The following is a 17761-nucleotide window of genomic DNA, read 5'->3' on the forward strand; positions in this document are numbered from 1 at the left end:
AGGCACAAACCCCGTACGGCACAAGCCTCGTACGGCAGAGAGGGAGAACCGGGTGAGCCTGGTGTGGACGACGGACGCGGTTCCCGAGGGGGAGCGGCTCACGTACTGGCGCGACGCGCTGAGCAGGGCGCTGGTGCCGATGACCGTCACCGCCCGCGGGGACGGGCCGTTCTCGGGCCGGATCTCCAGCGGACGGCTCGGCTGCCTGTGGATCTCCACCGTCGAGGCGGACCCGCAGCGCGCCAGCCGTACGCCCGCCCAGATCGCCCGCGCGGCCTCGGACTGCGTGGCCGTCGGGGTCCAGACGGCGGGCACGGCCACGCTCCTCCAGGACGGTCGGCACGCGCGCGTGGGCGAGGGCGACCTCGTCGTGTACGACACATCGCGCCCGTACGCCCTGGACTATCCGGGGCGGTTCTCGACGCGGGTGCTGCACATGCCCCGGCGGGCGGTCGGTCTGCCGGAGGAGGATCTGCGGCGGGTCACCGGCACCGCGCTCGCGGGCACGGAAGGGGCCGGTGCGCTGCTGGTGTCCTTCCTGACCGGACTCGCGGCGTCCCTTCCGACCTGCTCCCCGGCGGTCGCGACCAGGCTGGCGGCCAGTGTGGTGGACCTGTTCGGCACGCTGGTGGACGAGCGGACGACCGCCGACGCGCCCGCCCCCGCCGACCCGCACCACCCTCTCGTCCCCCGCATCCGGGACCACATCGACCGGCATCTCGCGGATCCCGGGCTGTCCCCGGCGAGCGTCGCGGCGGCGCACCACATCTCCGTGCGCTATCTGCACCGGCTGTTCGAGGAGGAGGGCGTCACCGTGGCCCGCCTGATCCGGCGGCTGCGGCTGGAGCGGTGCGCCCGGGATCTGACCCGGCGGGACCCGGCGGCGCCCACGGTGTCGGCGGTCGCCCAGCGCTGGGGTTTCGCCAACCCGGCCCACTTCAGCAGGGTGTTCCGGGCGGCCTACGGACGCTCCCCGCGCGACTGGGTGCGCCACGGCACGGTCGGCTGAGGTCGCGGGGCGGGGGTCGGCCGCCCGGGGGGGCCGCCGGGCGGTCATGTCGCCGGACGGTTCGCCCGCCAGGCGCAGAGCACCGCCACTCCGGCGAGTGTGACCGCGGCCGCGCCGAGCGCGCGGCCGCCGCCCGCACGGGTGCGCCAGGCGAGCACCGCGCCGGTCGACTGGGCGGACAGGACCGAGCCGGCGCTGAGCCAGGAGCCCACGGAGGCGAGGGACGCGGCGGAGCCGACGGACCCGACGGACAGGAAGCCGCCGACGGAGGCGACGGACAGGGAACTGCCCACGGAGCCGATGGAGAGGAACGAGTCGACCGAGCCGATCGACAGCGCCGAGTCCTTCGACCACAGCGAACGCCAGGAGCCGTCCGCGCCGGCCCGATTCGTCACCGCTCTCGTCACCGTTCTCGCCATGATCCGATCATAGGGCCGGAGGGGTCAGGAGGGCGGCCAGTCGCGGTAGGCGATGCGGGCGAGGTCGTGGACCTCGCCGAGGGTGCCCCATTCGTCGCGGCCCAGCCGGGACAGGGGCCTCAGCCGCCGTACGTCGGGGTGACCGTCCACGACGACGTCCTCGCGTACGGCGGCGTGCACGACCCGGCCGAGGACCAGGGTGGAGTTGCCGATGCCGAGGGTGGAGTGCAGCCGGCACTCCAGCGCCACGGGAGAGGCGGCCACCCGGGGCGGCTTCACCCGCAGCGAGGGCTCCCGTTCGATGCCGACGGCGTCGAACTCGCCCTCGTCGGCGGGGAAGTCGGTGCCGGTGGCGTTGATCTGCCCGAGGAGCGGCTCGGGCGCGAAGTTGACGACGAACTCGCCGGTGGCCTCGACGTTGCGCAGGGAGTCCTTGCGGCCGACGGAGGTGAACTGCACGATCGGCGGGTCGGTGCAGGCGACGGTGAAGAAGGAGTGCGGGGCGAGGTTCGCGGTCGTGCCGTCGGCGGCGAGGGTGGACACCCAGGCGATCGGACGGGGTACGACGACGGCCGTGAGCAGCCGGTAGAAGGCTCCCGCGCCCAGGGACTCGGGATCGAAGTCAACGCGCATACCGGCCACCCTACGGCGCCGTCGTCGTCCCAGGTCATCCCACGTCCCACAGGAACCGGTGGGTGTGGATGGCGAAGTAGGGGAAGGACTGGACGCCGCTGACGCCCTCGATGGGCCGCACGGTGTCGTTGACGAAGTCGAGCAGGTCCTTCGCGGTGGGGCTGACCACCTCGGCGAACAGGTCGAAGCCGCCCGAGGTGAGCACCGAGTACACCACCTCGGGGTGGGCGGCCAGCGCGTCGGCGACCGGGCGCGGATCGCCGTCGACGGTGATGCCGAGGAGCGCCATGGCCTGGCCGCCCATGGCCATCGGGTCGGTGACGCCGACGACCTGCACGGCACGGGAGTCCAGCAGCCGTTGCAGCCGCTGGCGGGCGGCGGAGGCGGACAGGCCGACCCGGGGGCCGAGGTCGGCGTACGCGATGCGTCCGTCGGTCTGGAGTTCGCGCAGGATGGCCCGGTCGATGTCGTCCATGTCCCTCTTCGTGGTCTCAGCCGGCCAGTTCGGCCAGGGCGGCGGCGAACAGCTCGGTGTGGGTGTCGACGTCCTGCTCGGTGGTGTCGGGGCACATCAGGGCCATGCTGTGGAACGGGGTGAGGAGGATGCCCCGGTTGGCGAGGTAGAGGTGCAGGTAGTCCTCCAGCTCGCTGTCGCCGGCCGCCGCGGCCTCGGTGCCGGTGCGGGGCGCGGGGTCGGTGAAGCGGTACTCGGTACGGGCGCCGAGACGGCTGACCGACCAGGGCAGGGCATGGGCGTCGATGCCGGCGCGGACGCCCGCCTCGAAGCGCTCGGACAGGGTGTGCATGCGGGTGAACGCCGCGTCGGTGAGGACGTGTTCGAGGGTGGCGCGGGTCGCGGCGACGGAGAGCGCGTTGCCCGCGAGGGTGCCTCCGACCCCGCCCATGTCGACGAGGTCCAGGTCGGCGCGGCCCAGCAGCCGGTCGGCGAGGTCCGCGGAGAGGCCGTAGGCGCCGGCGGGGATGCCGCCGGCGATGGCCTTGCCGATGGTCAGCACATCCGGTTCCAGGCCCCAGGCGGCGGTGCAGCCGCCCGGTCCGGCGGAGAAGGTGTGCGTCTCGTCGTTGATCAGCAGCGTGCCGTGCCGACGGGTCAGTTCGCGCACGCCCTCCAGATAGCCGGGCTCGGGCAGGACGATGCCGATGTTGGTGAGCGCGGGTTCCATCAGTACGGCGGCCACGTCGCCGTGGGCGAGTTCGCGCTCCAGGTGGTCCAGGTCGTTGAACTCGGCGACCCGGCTGGTGAGGGTGACGTCGCAGGGAGCGCCCACGTTTCCGGGGCGGGGGACGCCGTGGCCGTCGGGGCCGGTCACGATCAGGGACTCGTCGACGCTGCCGTGGTAGCAGTAGCTGTTGACCAGGATCTTCGGACGGCCGGTGACGGCCCGGGCGAGGCGGATCGCCCAGCGGTTGGCGTCGGTGGCGGTGAGCGCGAAGCTCCAGCGGGTGGGACCGAAGCGGCGGGTCAGCTCGGCGCCGACCCATTCGGCGTCCTCGGTGGGCAGCATCGCGGTCGCACCGCCGAGGGTGGCGAAGCGGCGCTGCACGGCGTCGGCGACGGCGGCCGGCGAGTGGCCCGCCATGGCGCCGGTGTCGCCGAGACAGAAGTCGATGTACTCGTGCCCGTCGACGTCCCGGACCCGGGCGCCCCGCGCGGACTCCAGGTACCGGGGGAAGGCGCCGGCCGTCTTGTTCATCCAGGTCATCGGCACCCGGCCGAAGAGATGATCGGCACGGGCGTAGGCCTCCCGGGAGCGGGGGTTGCGCCGCTCGGCGTCCGCGCTCTCGCGGGCCAGGAGATGACGGAGTCGGGCACGGTCCATGGCACATCCCTGGTCGAAACGGGCGACTGAATGTGATGAATCTACGGTCGTCAGCGCCACGACGGCAAGCACTGACGCTCGATTCGTTCGTGACGACAATCGAATCGAGCGTCGATCGGCGGATCCCGGGGGTGGCCATCGCGACGATCGTGCGCGATCATGAACGGTGCCGAACCGGTCATTGCGGGTCGGCGCGAAGAGGCGAGAGACGAAGGTCACGAATACGTATCGGACATTTAACACTTCAATCTTCACACCAGTCACACATGTTGGTTAGGTTTGCGCCCGGACCGCACGATCGACTCCGGCGAACGAACGCCGGGTCAGGCGGCCCAACAGCCCGACAGGGCATTGAGCTTGGGGCACCCCCTCCGTGGGGTCGCCCGGATCCGCGGGCCGGTAGGGCCCGGCGGAGCACGGAAGGAGTACGTCTTCCATGGCGACGGACGTCGGCGAGCCGAGCCGGGCGGAGATCCAGCAGGCGGTCAACGCGCTGTACGACCGGGCCGAGAGCGACACCGGGAAGTACAACGTGACGCGCGCCCAGGCCGGCGGCCGCCGGTCCGGTGTCTCCCTGGCGCGCGGCGGACGCGGGTCCGACCCGTCGACCGACGCCATGACCCGGAAGTGGTTCGACGTCGCGCGCGGCGGCATCGGTCCCACCGTGGCCGCCGTTCTCCCGGCCGACCGGATGCCGGCCCGTCCCATCGGCGGACCCGCCGGTCCCCGGGTGCCGAAGGAGCTGGAGGAGGCGTTCGAGAAGCGGGAGCCGCGAGCCCTGGAGTCGGGCCGACGGCTCGAACTCGAGGCACCCGCGCGGCAGGTCCCGGAGCTCCCGGCACGGGCCCTCGCCGCGCTGCCGCCCGCGCCCCAGCCGATGCCCGCGGCGCCCCGGCCCGCCCCCGCGGCCCTGGAACCCGCACCGCCGCAGCCGTCCCAGCAGTCGCCCGCAGCGACGATGGCGATGCCGATGGTGCCGCAGCAGATGGCACCTCAGTCGATGGCACCCCCGTCGATGACACCCCAGCAGATGGTGCCGCAGACGATGGCGATGCCGATGGTGCCGCAGACGATGGCCGGGCAGCAGCCGATGGCGCCACAGCCGATGGCGCCACAGCCCATGGCCCCGCAGCCCATGGCGACTCAGGCCACGCCCCCTCAGGCCATGGCGGCCCAGCCCATGGCGACTCAGCAGATGAGACCCCCGGCCACCCCCGTGGCGCGGCCCGGGGACACCGCGGCGCAACAGGCGTACCGCGCCGAGGCCACGGCCGCGTGGGCGGGCCAGAGCACGTCCTCGCAGCCCCTCCTGAGCTCCGACACAGGCCCGCAGCCGGTGGTGGGCGGCACGGACCAGATGCCCGAGGCCAAGATCATGACTCCGGGGGCCGGCAAGGCGGCGGCCAGGGGCGCGAGACCCGCGCCCGCCTTCCAGACGTCCGAATTCGGCGCGTCGAAGCCCGCGTTCAGCTTCCCGATGCCCGAAGTCGATCCCACGACCGGCACGTTCATCCTCCCGGACTTCGACGCTCCGGCCCCCGCGCCGGCGGCAGCACCCGCCCCGAGCGCCCCCGCGCCGCAGGCCGGGCCGGGTACCGGTTCGTTCGCCTTCCCGATGCCGGACGCGGGCAACGCCACACCGGCCCCGGGCACCCCGATGCCCCAACCGGGCCCTGGAACCGGCTCGTTCACCTTCCCCATGCCGGACGCCGCCCCGGCACCCGCACCGGCACAGAACGGCCCCGCGAGCGGTTCGTTCAGCTTCCCCATGCCCGGCGCCGCCACCGCCACACCTGCCCCCGGCACCCCGATGCCCACCGGCGGCATGCCGACCCCCGGGGCCGGTGCGGTCTTCCCGCCGTCCGAATTCGGTGTCGCGCAGCCGCCGTTCAGCTTCCCGTACCCCGAGGCCGCGCCCTCCGCCGGTGTCCCGATGGCCCCGGCCGGCCCCATGACCGGCTCGTTCGCCTTCCCCATGCCCGACGCGGGCATGGGCACTCCCCCGGCCGGTACCCCGATGCCGCAGGCAGGTCCCGGGACACCGCCGAACGGCACGCTCATGCCCGAAGCGGTCCCGGCCGCCCCCGTGCCCGCCCCGGGCTTCCCCGCTCCCGAACTCGTGGGTGCCGCCGCCATGACCGGTTTCCCGGCTCCTGCGGCCACCATGGCGGGCCCGATGCCGGGTATGACCGGAGCGATGCCCGGCATGACCGGAGCGATGCCCGGCATGGCCGCCGCGATGCCCGGCATGGCGGCCCCGGCTCCGGCCATGGCAGCCGCCCCCATGGCCGCGCCCATGCCCACTCCCATGGCACCGCCGGTGGGCGCGCTCGCCGAGCCCGCCTTCGCGGCCGCCGCACCCGCCCCGGCCGCGGCACCCATGGCCGCAGCCCCCATGCCCACCCCGGCGCCCGTGTCCGCCCCCGCCGGCCCCACCTTCGCCGGCACCGGCACCGCCTACCTCGGCAAGGCCGACAAGGCGCTCGCCTTCGCGCGGGCGCAGATCGGGCGGCCCTGCCTCCCGGGTGCGACGGGGCCGGAGTCGTACGACTGCTCCAGCCTCACCCAGGCCGCCTGGCGGGCTGCCGGAGTGACGCTGCCGCGGGTCGCGATCGACCAGGCGAAGGCCTTCACCCGGGTCGGTCTCGACGAACTGCGCCCCGGTGACCTCGTGTTCTTCCACGACGACCTCAGCCATGTCGGTCTGTGCACGGACGGCGGCATGATGATCCACGCCCCGGGCCCCGGCGCGGCCATCCGCGAGGAGCCGATCATGGCCGTCGGCGAGGGCACGGTCCGGGGCGCCGTACGGCCCGCGTGAGGTGACCGACCCCGCGTCCTCGCCGTCCCCCCGTCCGACTCCCCCGCCGGCAGAGCGCGCATGGCCGGAAGAAGGCCATCGCGCGGTCGGTCGCCGCCGTCACACTGGCATGGCCGTGTGAGGGGAGGGGGTCCCGGTGGGGGACGTACCGGAGAGCGTGCGGAAGGTGGACCGGGGGGCGGGGCCGCCCGGCTGTCCGGTGAGCCGTGCGGCGGACGGAAGCTGGGTCGTGCACGGGTACCCGGCCGCCCGTGAGGTGCTGCGCAGCACGGACACGGTCCAGGCCGGCCTTGGGATCGAGACGGTGGAGAAACTGCCCCGGCGCATCCGGCGGCCCGTGCTGTACCGGGACGGGCCGGAGCACCGGGAGCAGCGGCGGCAGACAGCGCGGTTCTTCACGCCCCGTCGGGTGGACGAGCACTACCGCGCGCTCATGACGAGGGTCGCCGTGGAGCAGGTGGCGGCGCTGCGGGCGGCCGGTACCGCGCAGTTGTCCGACCTGGGTTTCACCATGGCGATCGAGGTGGTGCGGGAGATCATCGGGCTCACGCACAGCCGCCCAGGGCTGAAGCGGCGGCTGGAGCGGTTCTTCCCCGAGGAGTTCGGGCGGCCGGGGCTGACCAGTGTGCGCGGTCTGTACTGGACCCTGCGGGGCAACGCGAACTGGCTGGCGATCCATCTCGCCGACGTCCGCCCGGCGATCCGCGCGCACCGGCGCCGGGAGCGGGACGACCTGATCTCGCATCTGCTGGCCGAGGGCTGCTCGGAGGCCGAGATCCTCGGCGAGTGCCTGACGTACGCGGCGGCCGGCATGGTCACCACACGGGAGTTCATCTCCGTGGCCGCCTGGCATCTGTTCGGCGACCCGGGGCTGCTGGAGCGCTACCGGGCGGCGGACGAGGCGGAGCGGCTGGCGCTGTTGCAGGAGATCCTGCGGCTGGAGCCCGTCGTCGGGCGGCTGGCCCGCCGGGCCACCGCGCCGCTGACGGTCGGCGGGACGCGGATGGCGGCCGGTGAGCTGATCACGGTGCACGTGGACGAGGCCAACGCCGATCCCGAGGTGGCGGGCGACGGCCCCTGTCTGCTGCGCCCCGGCCGGGCGATGGAGCAGGGCGCGGGCGCGGCCGGGCTCGCCTTCGGGGACGGCGCCCACCGCTGTCCGGGCGCCTCCGTCGCCGTACTGGAGGCGGACGTCCTGCTCAGCCGGCTGTTCGCGCTCGACGGGCTGCGGATGACCGGCGTACCGCGGGTGTCGTTCAAGGACGAGATCGGCGGCTACGAGATCAGGAATCTGGCGGTGACCGTCCCGGCGTGACCTGCGGGCGGCCGCGTCAGCGCATCACGGAGCCGGTGCGTCCCTGTGCCCTGCGGGCGTTGTTGTAGGCGCGCAGGAGGAGTTTGGAGACCGCGCAGGGCGACATGTCGACATGGCACTGCCGGCAGGTGCGGGTGTGCTCCTCGTAGGCGGCTCGGGCCTGGTGCAGGGCGTCCTCGGGAGAGGTCATGGGGGTCCTCCGAACGGGATGACGGGTGGTCGGGGGCGGGCCTACTGGTGAGTAGGTCCTCGTCGAAGGAGAGTGGATCATGTTACTGACGGTAGCTGAAAATGGGATTCCGGCCGTTTCGGGAGCGGTCCGCGCTCACCTGGCGTGAACTGGTCACCGCGATACGGCGCATTCGTCCGTCGGCCCCCGTCCGAAGTGCGAGGATGCCCGGGATCCGCTCACCACGAGGCAAAGGGGCCGGGACTTGGCAGGCGAGGACGACGAGCGGCACGCGGCGGCGGTGTTCGACGCGCTGGGGTCCGCATACGAGAAGGCGTTCGCACACTCGGAGGCGCACCGCAGGTCCCTGGAGTGGCTGCTCGGGCGGCTCGCGCCCGGCAGCACGGTCCTGGACGTCGGCAGCGGCACGGGCCGGCCCACGGCCGCGACCCTCGTGGCGGCGGGCCACGACGTCCTCGGCGTCGACGTCTCCCCGGTCATGGTCGGGCTCGCCGGACAGCGGGTGCCCGGGGCGAGCTTCCGGTGCGCCGACGTACGGGACCTCCCGCTGGAGGAGGGCTCGTTCCACGCGGTCTGCGTCTACTTCTCGCTGCTCCAGATGGACCGCGCGGAACAGTCCGGGCTGATCGGCCGTCTCGCGCGGGCGCTGCGGCCGGGAGGCAGTCTGGTGCTGGCCACCGTGCCGCTGGACGTGGAGGGCGTGGACACGGTGTTCATGGGCCGGCCGGTCCGGGTCACCAGCTTCGCCGGGGAGGCTCTCGTCGAGGTGGTCCGGGCGGCCGGACTGACCGTGCTGGCCGAGGAGGACACACTGTTCACCCCCGACCATCCGGACGCCGTGCCCGAACCCCACCTCTTCCTGTACTGCGGCCGGGACTAGTGTCGGGCCCCGTCGCCCCGGGGCCCGCTCAGCGTTCCGTGCGGGCGGCGAGGGACAGCACCAGGGCCGCCGAGCCCGTGCCGAGGAGCGCGCCGGCGATGACGTCCCCCGGGTAGTGCACGCCGGTGTGCACCCGGGAGTAGCCGACCGCGCAGGCGAGCACGCCCAGCGGGACGGCGGCGGCCGGGAGCGCCGGGCCGACGGCGGCGGCGAACGCGACGGCCGAGGCGGTGTGCCCGGACGGGAAGGACGCCGACGCCGGCATGGGCACATGACGGCCCGGGAACGGCGAGTCCTCGGCCCGGTGCGGCCGCCGCCGCCGTACGAGCCGCTTGCCGACCAGGTTCGCGGTCGCCGAGGCCACCCCGACGGCGGCCACGCCCAGGACGGCGGCGCGGCGCGAGCGGCCGCCGCACAGAGCCAGTCCGGCGGCGACCGCGAAGGACAGCTTGGAGTGGTCGGCGGCCGCGGACAGCCGGCGCAGCGCGGTGTCCAGGGTGGGGGTCCGGGTGATGGTGACCGTCTCGTAGAGCGCCTGGTCCAGGGTGGCGAGGTCGTGAACCAGGTCCGGGGTGGTGAGCTTCGGCAGGCGGTCAGACATCGTAGGCATCCTTGATCGTCCGGGGGTCGTGATGGCCGAGGGCGAGACGCACGATGCGCCGCCAGTCGACCGTCGGTGGCGCGTAGGCGGCGCCGGGGCGGTGCCGGGGCACCCGGACCCGGAGCAGACTCGGCCGTACGGTGCACACCACCGGGGTGGGCAGTTCGAGCGCCTCGCCGTCGACGGCCACCGAGATGCGGTCCCGGTCGGCGTCGACGACCACGCGGTGGGAGGTGAGCGTGGTCAGGCCGCTGGCCCGTTCGCCGAGCAGGGCGAGTTCGGCGGCGTGGGCGGCCCCCTCCACGCGGATCCCGATCACCCCGAGCAGGCCGCCGTCCAGCCGGGGTCTGCGGCCGCCGCCGAAAGGGTCGGCGCGGGCGTAGGGGTTGTTGCTGACCAGGAGGGCCTGCGGGGCGTGCAGCAGGGTGTCGTCCGCGCGGACGTCGAGGGTCGGTCCGGCGGCGCCCTGCAACAGGTCGGGCAGGTGCTCCAGGGCGGTGGCGGCCTTGGCGTCGCGGTACTCGGGGTTCTGCACGATCTCCGCGTACGCCCCGAAGGAGACGGTGTTGACGAAGGGCCGCCCGTCGACGTCCCCGAGGTCCACGCGGAGCTCGACACCGTGGGTGAGGGCGTCGAGGCTGAGCGCGGGGTCGGTGCGGTCCAGGCCAAGATCCATCGCGAAGTGGTTGCGGGTGCCGGCCGCGATGACCATGAAGGGCACGTCGTGTTCGGCGGCGACGGCCGCGACGAGCGCCTGGGTGCCGTCGCCGCCCGCGACACCGAGCAGGTCCGCGCCCTCGGCGACCGCCTTGCGGGCCTCCACGACCGGATCGGTCCAGCCCTCTCCGGTGCCGAGCAGCACCACCTCGGCGCCCAGCGCCTCGGCGCGCGCCACGAGGTCGTACTTCTCGACCTTCCCGCCGCCCGACCGCACGTTCATGATCAGGACGGGCCGGCGGGGCGGCGCGACACGACGGCCGTGGGTGCCCTTGGGGCGGCGCAGACTGCGCAGCGACTGACGGGCCGAGGCCAGGGCGGCTCCCCACAGGGCGAGGGCGCCGACCGCGACCACCCACAGTCCCGAGGTGGCGTACAGGACCAGCACGCCCACGGGCGCGATCACGGCGAGCACCCCGCCCAGGAACCGGGCACCGCCCCGGCGGGCCAGCACCCACCACACACCGGCCCCGGCGAGGGCGAGACCCGCGAGACCGGTGAGCAGGACGACCCAGCCCCCGGACCCCGCGCCGCCCGCCACGACCGCCGCGCAGCCGAGCACGAGGACCAGGGCGAGCCGGGCCCATCTGCGTGCGCGGGCGACGGCGTCCTTGCCCGTCATCCCCGCGGTCCACTTCGAAAGCGTCTCGTTCACCGTGCGCCCGCCATGCTCCGGGGTCCCCTCGGGTATCTGGACAGCAGTCGGTCAATTGTCCATGGCACAGCAACCCGGTGGGACCGCCGGGGCGTCGGAAGGCTCCAGGCGGCAGAAGCAGGACGCCCGGACGGGCACGTCGGCCAGCGCGGCCGCGAGCTTCAGCTGCTGGGCGACGATCCGGGCCTCGGCGTCCTTGCCCCGGCGGACCAGGCATTCGTGGAAACCGTGCAGGGACCAGACGTTGCCCGGGTGCTGGGAGGGCCGCGGCAGGGTGTCGTCGAGCCCGAGATCGGCGCGGTAGACGGCCTCCGCCTCCGCGACCCGGCCCTGTTCCAGGAGCAGGGCGCCGTAGGCGTGCCGGGTGGGCTGCATCCAGCCCCACGGCTCGTCGTACGGCAGGTCGTCGTCGAGGGCGATCGACCGTTCGAGGGCGGCGAAGGCGAGGTCGTGGCGGCCCTTGCGGTACTCCAGCTCGCCGTCCAGCATCGCGGCGGCGATCGCGAGGATGTCCGCGCAGGTGTTGTTGAACAGCATCCGGGTCTCCTGGACCCGCCCGGCGGCCGCCCGGAACAGGTCGCGTTCCGTCTCGGCCTCCGGCACCCGGCCGGTGGCGGCGAGGGCGACCCCGCGGGCGTAGTGCAGCAGCGCCGTGGTGAAGCTGTAGAGCGCGCCGTCGGCGGGGAACGGCAGGGCGAGGATGTCGTCCCAGCGGCCGAAGCGGATCAGGACGTGGAACCGCATGCCGAGGAAGGCCTCCAGCCAGTCGGCCATGGGCGGGCTCTCCACCCGCAGCAGTTCCTCCGGGATGGTGGCCTCCAGACGGTCCACGGTCTCCAGGGCCGTCCCGCACTGGCCGAGGAACATCGCGCCGTAGATCTTGAAGTGGAGGTTGTGGCACCGGTACAGCGTGTAGAAGTTCATCGGTCCGGAACGGGCGAGGACCTTCGCGTCGGCGGCGATCGCGGCGGTGTTGTCGGTGACGACCCGCCGGTAGTCGCCGCAGAGCACGTCCAGGTGCGAGGGCATGTGCTGGAGGTGCCCGGCGTCGGGCACCAGCCCGCGCAGCCGGTCGGCGACCCGGAGGGCGGCCTCGGGGGTGGGCGACATCTCCATGAGGTGGACGTAGAAGTGCAGCACGCCGGGGTGCACGGCCGCCGCCGGGTCGGCGAGCGCCCGGTCGAGCACCTCCTGGGCCTCCCGGGTGCGGGCGCCCTCGGCGGGGCGGCCGGTGCGCACGTCCCACAGCTGCCAGGGGGTCAGGTTCATCAGCGCGTCGGCGTAGAGGGCGGCGACGTCGAGATCACCGGGGGCCAGGTCGTGGACGGCGCGCATGGCGTCGGCGTACGGCTCGTTCCACACCGCGCAGTCCGGCGCGGGCCGGGTCTGCGGACAGCGGGCGCGCAGGGCTCCGATCAGCGCCCGCTCCACGGGGGTCGCCGCGGCGGCCTTCTCGTGGGCCAGCTCCACGGCGGCGTGGGTGCGGGCCACGGTCCGCTCGAGGTCCTGGTCGTCGAAGAACTCCCAGGGCTTGTTGTAGTTGGGGCCGAGGGCGTAGGCGATGCCCCAGTACGCCATCGCGCAGTCGGGGTCGGCACGGGCCGCCGTCTCGAAGCAGACCACGGCCTCCTCGTGGTGGAAGGCGTACGACCACACCAGCCCGCGGTCGAACCACAGCTGGGCCTCCGGGGAGGAGGTCGTCACGGGCCGGCCGTGGCTGCCGAGGTCGTAGCAGTACTCCACGGATTCCATGGTGCTCCCATCGTCGCGCGGCGGCTCGAGCGACGTATACCGCGCGGACCGGTGCCGGGGCGGTGGCTCGGGGGTGGGAGCACCCGTACGGGGTGAGGGGCCCGTCGGCGCTGCGACGGGCCCCTCTGCCGTGATCCGGTGTCTCAGGCGGTGCGGCGGACGTTCCGGTAGAGCACGACGAACCCGGCGATCACCAGGAGGCCGCCGGCGGCCGCGGGCCACAGGTTGCCGCCGGTCTCGGCGAGGCTGCCCGAGACGGCCTGGGGCTCGGTCACGTTGCCGGTGCCGGCCGGGGGCTGGGCACCGCTGTCGACGGGCGCCTGGGTGGCGCTGTCGGCCGGGGCCGGCGTACCGGTGTCGTCACCCGTGTCCGCCGGGGCCTGGGACCGGGGCGGGGCGGTCGCGGCGGTGCCGACCTCGCCGGCCGGCTTGCCGGCGGGGGCGGAGGTGGCCGCCTTGGGCGCGTCGGCGTCGGGCCTGGTGTCGTCACGGGTGTCCGTGCCGGCCGGGACGTCGCCGTTGCCGGAGTTCCCCTTCTGGGGCTCCGTGCCGGCGGGCTCGGTCGCCGGGGACTCGGAGGCCGGGGGCTCGGGGGCCTGGGACTGGGCCGGGGGCTGCTGCCCGTCGCCACCCGAGGTGTCGTCCGAGCCGCCGCCGTAGCCGCCGTTCGCCCCGCCGTCGGAACCGTCGCCGGAGCCGTCGCCCCCGCCGTTGCCGGAACCGTTGTCCGAGCCGTTGCCGGACCCGTTGTCCGCTCCGCCGTCCGAGCCGTTGCCACCGGACCCGTTACCGCCGGACCCGTCCTCGCCCGTCCCGGCGCCGCACCTGCGGCTCTCGTTGATGCAGTCGACCATCTGCTTCATCAGGCCCTCGTCGAAGACGTTGATGAAGTCGCCGTGGTCCGTCACCGGCTTGTGGAGCTGCTCGGGGAAGGAGTCCACGGCGAACAGCGGCGTCGTACGGCCGCCGTCGGCGAGGCTCGGCGCGTCCACGTCGTAGACGATGCGCTGCACGAGCTGCGGGATGGCCTTGAAGCCCGTCGGGCAGGTGCCGTCGGGGGCGGCGAAGGCCACGTGGGTGCGGTGGTTGGCGCTGTCGATGTTGCTGCCGTCCCAGCAGCTCTGGAAGCGGAAGGTGCGCACCACGTCGCTGCCGGACGGGCACAGCGGGTACTTGTCCTTCAGCTGGCGGTCCTCGAAGCCGGTGCAGCTCCAGGAGGCGTTGGCGTTGCCCGGGCCGTTGACGAAGGCCTTGGCGTCGCCGGTGATGATGCGCAGCAGCCGGGGCATCCCGGTGACCTTGGAGACCGGGTTGCCGACGAAGGTCAGTGTCACGTCCTTCGGGGTGACGATCTCGCCCGCGTTGCCCTCGATACCGCCGCCGGGGCTCTTGGCGTCCTGCTCCTCGGTGCCGTTCTGGAGTCGCAGGACCGGCCAGTAGTACGTGGACTTGTCGCCCTGGTCCACACAGCTCGTCTCGGCGTTCGCCAGGTCCTCGTCGGAGGCGAAGGCGGTGTTCGACTGGTTGCCGATGTAGTCGTGGAAGTGGTGGGCGCCGTTGCTGACGCCCGGGGCGACGATGACGTTGTCGGAGTTGAACAGGCCGTTCTCGTTCACTCCGCAGCTGGTGACGAAGGTGCCGCGGGAGGGGCCGGAGCGGGGGTCGGGGAGCTGCTGGGTGGCCGCGACGCGGGTGATGTCGGCGTAGTCCCCGGCGACGGGACCGTTGCCGGCCTGGCCGCCGTTGCCCTGCTGGCCGTTCTGACCGGGCTCCTGAGCCGAGCCCTGTCCCTGGCCTGCGTTCTGCCCCTGTGCCTGACCCTGCTGCTGTCCCTGCTCCTGCTGCCCCTGCTGCTTCTGCTCCTCGGTGATGCGCAGCGAGCAGGCGGCGAGCGAGTCCAGGCCGTCCGGGCGGTCGCCGTCGCGGTCGACGGCCTCCGCGATCCGGCCGATCGTCGCGCCGCGCTTCTCCTTCAGCGGGTTCATCACCGCGTTGTCGGCGAAGCCGGGGTCCTGCCGTACCGCCTGCGCCTGGTCCTGGAGTTGCTGGTAGGCGGCGGCTATCTGCTGGTCCAGGGCGGCGAGTTCGCGGTCGACCTCGGCCCGGGCGCCGTCGGGGACGGTGGTGAGGTCGTTGCCGACGTCGGGACAGTCGATGGTGACCGAGCCTCCGCCGGTCAGTTCCACCGTGTCGCCGTTGGAGGTGGCCGAGGCGTAGACGTTCACCGCCATCAGCCCGCCGCCGCCGAGGATCAGGGCGACCGCGGCGAAGGTCGCCCGGCGTCCGCCCGTCGGGCGTCTGCGTCTGTTCTGTACCAAGGAGTGCTCCTACGCGAATTCGTCGTCGGCGGCCTGGGCATGGCAATCCCCGGTCCCATACGCAGCCGAGCGCCGGATTGTTCAACCGGCGTGCGAATTCATAGCAAGATCTCAGGCGGAACGCCTCGGCGGGCCCTCCGGGACCGTGGCGGACAGCAGCGCCGGAGCCTTGAACAACCGCCTCAGGTGGGCTCGTTCGTGGTAGAGACCGAGTACGACTGCGGCGGCGACGGCTATCAGATGTTCGCGGCCGGCCAGGTTGGGCTTGGCGATCGACTCGATGACCATCGAGCCGCCGGTGAGGAAGAACACCACGGGGGCGCGGCGCACCACCGAGAGATAGGTGAACAGGCCGACGACGGCGGCGGAGGGGCCGGTGTCGAGCACCTGGCCCGCCTCGGGCGGCAGTCCGAGGCCCCACCAGCCGGGCCCCATGGCGATCATCAGCCGCACGGTGAGGGTGCCGGCCAGGGTGGCCGTGTAGGCGACGGCGAGGGTCCTGAGCCGGCCGAGGGCGAGTTCCGCCAGGGCGAAGGCGAGGAAGAGCTGGGTGATGCCGGCCCACACCGGCAGGTCGAGGGCGGGGACGTACAGGGAGACCGGGGTGCGCAGCAGGGCCAGCCACAGCGGGAGGTCGCCCTGGACGCCGCCGAGGATCCGCACGGCGGTGGCACCGGCCGGGTTCTGGGCGATGGCGTGGAAGAAGATCACGCCGCCGCAGGCCACGAAGGCGAGCAGCAGCGCTCCGGGGCCGCGCCGGCGGAGCTGGCGGAGGGGGTCGACGACGATGCCGTACAACTCGTCGCGCAGCGTGCGTCCGACGAACACGGCCGCCCGCAGCGGGAGGCTGCGGCGCGGCATCCTCCCGCCGTCCCCGGCACGGCCGGTGCGGCGTCCCTCCACCTCTGGACGCAGGATCACCAAGGGGTCCCCCAAGAAACTCGTCGCACGGACGTCCGTGTCCGGGCCGGTCGGAACAGCTCCCCCTGCGGTGCGCGGCGGGTCGGCGCACGTCACCGAAGGGGGACGCCACCGGCTGGTCGGCCGGTGTCGCTCCTGTGAAGACGCGATGAGGGCCTGCCAGGATCACTCGGACGCCGGTCGCGACTGCGCGCATCCGGACGATGACGGAACGTCACACGTGCGGTCGGCTCCCCGGCTCCTGCTGCGGGAGCGTCTGCGGCCCGCCCGGCGGGGTGGGCGCGGGCAGGGTGGCCACCGCCTCCTCCGCCCGTGCCAGTCGCTCCGCGGTGTCGTCGGGCAGGCGGGGTGCGAGGGGGCGGGCGGAGGAGAACCGGAAGGCGGAGGTGAGGTCGCCGAAGGCGGTCCGCCGCCAGGCGCTGATCTGGGGCTCCTCGACCCCCGTGACCCGCTCCAGGAACCGCAGCGAGGAGGTGTGGTCGAAGGGCTCCGAGGCCACCCAACCGCCCACGGTCCAGGGCGAGACGACGATCGCGGGGACCCGGAAGCCACCGCCGACCGGCAGGCCCCGGACGAACTCGCCGGGGGTGCCGGGGGGCGGGGTCGGCGGGGGGACGTGGTCGAACAGGCCGTCGTTCTCGTCGTAGGTGAGGAGGAAGGCCGTCTTGCGCCACACCTCGGGACGGGCGGCGATGGCCTCGATCTTCGAGGCGATGAAGTCGGCTCCTGCGGCCGGCAGATAGTCCGGGTGTTCCGACTGGTGGCTCGTCGGCATGATCCAGGACACGGTCGGCAGCCGGTCCGCCCGGGCGTCGTCCTCGAAGGTCCCCTCCGGCTGCGGCCGCACACCGCGCTCGTACAGCTCGGAGCCCGGGAGGGCGTCGCGGAACGCGGCGAACTGCTCCAGCATGTTGCAGGCGTAGTCGTCCTCCTGCTGGTACACCCTCCAGCTGATCCCGGCCGCCTGGAGGCGCTCGGCGTACGTCGTCCAGCGGTACGGCACCGGCGCGGTGTTGTCGGTCACCGGACCGCCGAGCGTGCCCCCGGGGTCGAGGGTGCCGGTCATCCACAGCAGGCGGTTGGGCCAGGTCGGGCCGAGGACCGAGCAGAAGTAGTGGTCGCAGAGGGTGAAGGTCTCGGCGAGCGCGAAGTGGAAGGGGATGTCCTCGCGGGTGTGGTAGCCCATGACGTAGGGGGCGTTGACGCCGTCGGCCCTGCGGTGGGCCGGCAGCCAGCGGTCCATCCGGCCGCCGTTCCAGGCGTCGTGCTGCACCGACCAGGCGTGGCTGGTGGAGGGGATGGACTGGGCGCTGGTGGTGCGGGTGTCGAGGTGGAAGGGCAGCAGATGGCCCTCGGGGTTCTCGGGGTCCGGCTGGTGGAAGACCGAGCGGCCGGTGTCGAGGACCAGGGCGTCCGGGTCGGCGAAGCCGCGCACCCCGGACAGGGTGCCGAAGTAGTGGTCGAACGAACGGTTCTCCTGCATCAGCAGGACCACGTGTTCGACGTCGGCGAGCGAACCGCGCCGGGGCGGTTCGGCCGCGACGGCCCTGCGCACGCTCGGCGGGAGCAGGGAGAGGGCCGCGGCGCCGCCCAGCGCGCCGGCGGCCGAGCCCAGGACTCTGCGGCGCGTCAGCTCGGTCATGGGTTCCCCTTCTCCTCCTCGTCGCGCGGTGTTCCCGATACGGCCAT

Annotated in this window: 15 protein-coding genes; 4 read left to right on the plus strand and 11 right to left on the minus strand. The window is 73.6% G+C overall.

The window, feature by feature from the left end; genetic code table 11:
- Window positions 1-52 precede the first annotated feature (52 nt).
- Window positions 53-1009, plus strand: coding sequence for an AraC-like ligand-binding domain-containing protein (locus AQJ64_RS08740; RefSeq protein WP_055637437.1), 957 nt, complete (start codon window positions 53-55; stop codon window positions 1007-1009).
- A gap of 44 nt (window positions 1010-1053) precedes the next feature.
- Here AQJ64_RS08740 and AQJ64_RS08745 read toward each other — a convergent pair whose 3' ends face one another.
- From AQJ64_RS08745 to AQJ64_RS08760, 4 genes are read right to left on the minus strand one after another with little or no spacing between them, the layout of a single operon-like run.
- Complete coding sequence (locus tag AQJ64_RS08745; RefSeq protein ID WP_059202544.1) at window positions 1054-1428, minus strand: hypothetical protein; 375 nt, start codon at window positions 1426-1428, stop codon at window positions 1054-1056.
- A 24-nt stretch (window positions 1429-1452) separates the two neighbouring features.
- Complete coding sequence (locus AQJ64_RS08750; protein ID WP_055639129.1) at window positions 1453-2061, minus strand: flavin reductase family protein; 609 nt, start codon at window positions 2059-2061, stop codon at window positions 1453-1455.
- Window positions 2062-2095: 34 nt separating this feature from the next.
- Window positions 2096-2536: an Lrp/AsnC family transcriptional regulator gene (locus AQJ64_RS08755; RefSeq protein ID WP_055639130.1), complete on the minus strand. Its 441-nt coding sequence runs from the start codon at window positions 2534-2536 to the stop codon at window positions 2096-2098.
- A gap of 16 nt (window positions 2537-2552) precedes the next feature.
- Window positions 2553-3902 carry a transaminase gene (locus tag AQJ64_RS08760; RefSeq protein ID WP_079061546.1) on the minus strand — a complete coding sequence of 450 codons (1350 nt, stop codon included), beginning with the start codon at window positions 3900-3902 and terminating at the stop codon, window positions 2553-2555.
- 436 nt (window positions 3903-4338) lie between these two features.
- Between AQJ64_RS08760 and AQJ64_RS50640 the strand changes: the two genes are divergently transcribed.
- Together AQJ64_RS50640 and AQJ64_RS08770 are read left to right on the plus strand one after the other, a co-directional pair.
- Window positions 4339-6723: a C40 family peptidase gene (locus tag AQJ64_RS50640; protein ID WP_059202545.1), complete on the plus strand. Its 2385-nt coding sequence runs from the start codon at window positions 4339-4341 to the stop codon at window positions 6721-6723.
- 136 nt (window positions 6724-6859) lie between these two features.
- On the plus strand, window positions 6860-8038 hold the full coding sequence (locus AQJ64_RS08770; RefSeq protein ID WP_055635835.1) for a cytochrome P450: 1179 nt from the start codon (window positions 6860-6862) through the stop codon (window positions 8036-8038).
- Window positions 8039-8054: 16 nt separating this feature from the next.
- Here the strand turns inward: AQJ64_RS08770 and AQJ64_RS49590 are convergent, their stop codons facing one another.
- The gene (locus AQJ64_RS49590) at window positions 8055-8228 is read right to left on the minus strand and encodes a hypothetical protein (protein WP_167738991.1); all 174 of its coding nucleotides are present in this window, start codon (window positions 8226-8228) and stop codon (window positions 8055-8057) included.
- Window positions 8229-8472: 244 nt separating this feature from the next.
- On the opposite strand from AQJ64_RS49590, the gene AQJ64_RS08775 reads away from it, so the two are divergent.
- Window positions 8473-9108: a class I SAM-dependent methyltransferase gene (locus AQJ64_RS08775; RefSeq protein WP_055635836.1), complete on the plus strand. Its 636-nt coding sequence runs from the start codon at window positions 8473-8475 to the stop codon at window positions 9106-9108.
- A 28-nt stretch (window positions 9109-9136) separates the two neighbouring features.
- Here the strand turns inward: AQJ64_RS08775 and AQJ64_RS08780 are convergent, their stop codons facing one another.
- The 6 genes from AQJ64_RS08780 to AQJ64_RS08805 all read right to left on the minus strand — a co-directional run bounded on the left by AQJ64_RS08780 (window position 9137) and on the right by AQJ64_RS08805 (window position 17714).
- A complete protein-coding gene (locus AQJ64_RS08780; protein WP_055635837.1) occupies window positions 9137-9709 on the minus strand; it encodes a phosphatase PAP2 family protein in 573 nt (190 codons plus the stop codon).
- Window positions 9702-11048 (minus strand): diacylglycerol/lipid kinase family protein, encoded by a 1347-nt coding sequence (locus AQJ64_RS08785; RefSeq protein ID WP_055635838.1) that lies wholly within the window; start codon window positions 11046-11048, stop codon window positions 9702-9704. The genes AQJ64_RS08780 and AQJ64_RS08785 overlap by 8 nt, the downstream gene beginning before the upstream one ends.
- An 84-nt stretch (window positions 11049-11132) precedes the next feature.
- Window positions 11133-12833 carry a hypothetical protein gene (locus AQJ64_RS08790; protein ID WP_055635839.1) on the minus strand — a complete coding sequence of 567 codons (1701 nt, stop codon included), beginning with the start codon at window positions 12831-12833 and terminating at the stop codon, window positions 11133-11135.
- A gap of 143 nt (window positions 12834-12976) precedes the next feature.
- Window positions 12977-15064 (minus strand): DUF1996 domain-containing protein, encoded by a 2088-nt coding sequence (locus tag AQJ64_RS08795; protein ID WP_059202610.1) that lies wholly within the window; start codon window positions 15062-15064, stop codon window positions 12977-12979.
- Between the two features lie 198 nt (window positions 15065-15262).
- Window positions 15263-16012 carry a hypothetical protein gene (locus AQJ64_RS08800; RefSeq protein WP_240513020.1) on the minus strand — a complete coding sequence of 250 codons (750 nt, stop codon included), beginning with the start codon at window positions 16010-16012 and terminating at the stop codon, window positions 15263-15265.
- 274 nt (window positions 16013-16286) lie between these two features.
- On the minus strand, window positions 16287-17714 hold the full coding sequence (locus AQJ64_RS08805) for an alkaline phosphatase family protein (RefSeq protein ID WP_059202546.1): 1428 nt from the start codon (window positions 17712-17714) through the stop codon (window positions 16287-16289).
- Window positions 17715-17761 lie beyond the last annotated feature (47 nt).

The organism is Streptomyces griseoruber (assembly GCF_001514205.1).
GTDB lineage: Bacteria > Actinomycetota > Actinomycetes > Streptomycetales > Streptomycetaceae > Streptomyces > Streptomyces griseoruber.